Origin of the sequence: Thermogemmatispora sp., assembly GCF_019683635.1 — a bacterium.
Lineage (GTDB): Bacteria > Chloroflexota > Ktedonobacteria > Ktedonobacterales > Ktedonobacteraceae > Thermogemmatispora.
Map to the genome: position 1 here is coordinate 1 of NZ_JADGIA010000339.1, position 2,768 is coordinate 2,768.

At 58.2% G+C, this 2,768-nt stretch carries 2 protein-coding genes and 1 pseudogene; 1 reads left to right on the forward strand and 2 read right to left on the reverse strand.

The genetic code is table 11. The features are described 5' to 3' along the window. The first annotated feature begins 1,532 nt into the window (after positions 1 to 1,532). Positions 1,533 to 1,952 (forward strand): zinc ribbon domain-containing protein, encoded by a 420-nt coding sequence (locus IRZ31_RS21540; RefSeq protein WP_363325714.1) that lies wholly within the window; start codon positions 1,533 to 1,535, stop codon positions 1,950 to 1,952. A 7-nt stretch (positions 1,953 to 1,959) separates the two neighbouring features. On the opposite strand, the gene IRZ31_RS21045 is transcribed toward IRZ31_RS21540, so the two are convergent. Both IRZ31_RS21045 and IRZ31_RS21545 read right to left on the reverse strand, forming a co-directional pair. Then, positions 1,960 to 2,361, reverse strand: coding sequence for a hypothetical protein (locus IRZ31_RS21045; RefSeq protein WP_297157650.1), 402 nt, complete (start codon positions 2,359 to 2,361; stop codon positions 1,960 to 1,962). A 172-nt stretch (positions 2,362 to 2,533) separates the two neighbouring features. Further along, positions 2,534 to 2,764 (reverse strand): annotated as a pseudogene (locus tag IRZ31_RS21545) (MauE/DoxX family redox-associated membrane protein); the annotation flags it as partial. Positions 2,765 to 2,768: the final 4 nt, after the last annotated feature.

The window sequence follows — 2,768 nt, forward strand, 5'->3', positions numbered from 1 at the left end:
TCAGCAGGCGGTGGCTGAGATGCAACAGGAGGACTGCTGCGCCCTCTGGACCTTGCTCACCGTCTGGGGGCACGCCCCGGAAGGGTAGCGATCGTGTTTTCTTCGAGGGGAGTGGTCAGCTCTGACCAGATATCCGGTCAGCAGGGACGCCTCCCGCGGTGGGAACGCATCATAAGGGCACCGCCCAGAGCGCTGCTGCTGGGCACTAGTGGAGCGTGGAAGAGTCGAGCAAGCCCCGCTTCACCGGCTGCTTCCGCCCGCATGCTGTCTGGTGGGGGCGTTGGCCCGGAGATAGAATTACCAGAATAACCGGACGGGCCAGGCGGAGTGAGAAGCGAGAAAGGGACAGGTAGCAGGGAGTGATCACAACGGTGGCCCTTCGAGCGAGTGATGGCCCCACAGCAACGGCACTTCTCATGAGTGGGAGCGGAGCCCGTACTGTCGCCCCCTCCCTGCATCGCGCACTCCCTCTCCCAAAAATACACAAAAAAGGCTCAGACACTCCGAGTAGGGAGAATCCTGCCAGTGGGGAATACCTTGGACAAAAGATGACTGGAGGGAGGGACTGTCGAGGGATGGCTCTCTCCTATTTCTGGTTTCTGGGAGAAGGAGGCCGTCCTCAGACGGAACGGGGGTCTGGTCTCCCGCGGTCTTGATCATCTTTACTATTGCTATTGCTGGGGTCCCCCTTGAGGTCACGCTGGCCGGCCAGGTTGTTGGGTCACTCGCAGGCGAGGCCGCTTCAGTAGTCGGAACACTAGCGATCTGGTGATCCATGATGCCGCGCAGCGGCGCTCCCAACAGGGTCTGAACATGAGCGTTGACTTTATTTATGCGCTGCTGACTCCTGCCTATAAGCTTTCTTTGCCTCTCTCAGGGAGAGAACGCAAGAAAGCGGGCGATCCCATCCACGGCCCAACCCCGCGCAAGAGAGTCTGCTACCCTCGTAGTGAGGAGAAACGTTCTGCCATGAACCTCCCCACTGGGTCGCTGCGATGCTCGAACGGGCGTGACAAGGCACCTCTTGTCTGGGATCGGCCTTGGGAACTGCCTCAACCAGAAGTCTTCCCCTGGACAGGCAACGAATATGGAAGCCATTGCTCCCTATCAGGTTGAGACCCCAGCCGAACCCATTGGGGAGAAGATAGCAAGCAGTGATTGAGGAGAAACCCACCAGGCCGTGGCCTTTGATGGAGAACAAGTTCTTCTCCTGAATGGGCGACTACTCAGGTCGAACTGGCCATATTCAAACAAGCTCAACGCTATCCCGCAAGCGAACATCGATATGAAGAAGGAAGAGTCACGCCGCCCTCAGAAGCTTGAAAGATCAAAGCAGAAGCAACTCAGGAAACTCAACCACCAAATCAAAAGAGGTTGAACCCAAGTAGACCACGCGACTCATCACCACACTGCCTCAGACAGGCGTGCGGACGCTGATCATCGATGATATGCAAGACATCAGGCAGAACAATGATATTCGCTCTGCGAAGAAGCAAAACATCCATCAGTGGTTGGATGGCAGGACGCGCCATATGCTTACATATCAGGCCGAGAGGCTTGCAATGAGCGCCGTCTTGCAAGAAGAAAGATACACGGGCACGACGAGCCCAGCGTGTGGACAGCGAGGCAAGAGTGCGGTACAAGGGCAGTTATTCCAGTGTCCTCGGTGCCAGTGGGTCTGTCACCGTAATAGCGGTGGCAGCACCAACATCTGGGCAACGTATCAAGGGGTATTGAGACGCTGCAGCGCCGGCGTTCTTGGGTCGTCAGCTGGTGCCAGGAGAGCACTGACAGGGCCAATCTACAGCAGGGGATGTTCCAAACAAGTACGCGCCTGCTTGTTGGTGCAGAAACGGCGCCAGGCCGCTGTAGACAGCAACCCGCGTAGCGCCATGCCTGGCGAGTCTCCCAGCTCCAGCGGCGACTCAACGCGCATGCTCCCCAGCAGGTGATAGGTTGTCAGTATGCGCCCTCCTTCCAGGTGAAGATGTGCGCGTTCGTGAGCAGAGCCTCCTCTCTGGACGGGACGGAGAACGGCGCTGTGCCAGGATTGCACCTCTGCCCGTATGCACTCAGATCATAAGGATGGCAGGGCCGATACCAGCACTGGTAAGGGAGTACCACGTGACATAGCACGCACTCACGCTTCAGCACAATGTGCTCATCACTATAGATGTTGGCCCGAGCAAACGTCAACCTCGGCCCGCAGTCGTCGAGCACCTGCAGCGTTCCCTGAAACGGAACCGTCTCCTGACGTGAAGTGGTCAGCAATAGGAAGGTGCCGGCGGCGAGCTCCGCGCTCTGCTGCGGAGGCTCCAGGATCTGGATGAAACCGCCGTGTTTGCCCAGGTATAAAAACATGTTGCTTCCTCGCACTGGCAAAGACTGTCCACACCGCGGTGACGGTCAGCAGAAGTGCCAGGGCTATCAAGGCGCAGAGGAACCCGAGCTGATAAGATGGATCGATCAGCAAGGCTGGAAACAGCCCACGGAGGGCCGGGGCTGGAGCCAGTCCTGTGCTCAAAGCCACCACCCCTAAGCCAGCATTGCGCAATAAGGAGCGGGGGAAAGAGCTAACCTTCCCCGGGTCAGCTTCTCCAAAACAATGACAAGGCAGAGGAAGGTGGCGCCACCAAGCGCTAGCCAAGGCGGCAGAAAACACCAGGAGTAAGATAAGCAAAGCGGAAGCCATCCAGCGGGCTGCTATTCCGAGCAGCAAAGCCAGGGCGCAGCCTATCTCGACTGCTGGCAACAGTCGCGCCAACTGG

Coding starts and splice junctions, on each gene's coding strand:
- IRZ31_RS21540 (WP_363325714.1), top strand. CDS start 1,533: ATGCTTACATATCAGGCCGAGAGGCTTGCAATGAGCGCCGTCTTGCAA.
- IRZ31_RS21045 (WP_297157650.1), bottom strand. CDS start 2,361: ATGTTTTTATACCTGGGCAAACACGGCGGTTTCATCCAGATCCTGGAG.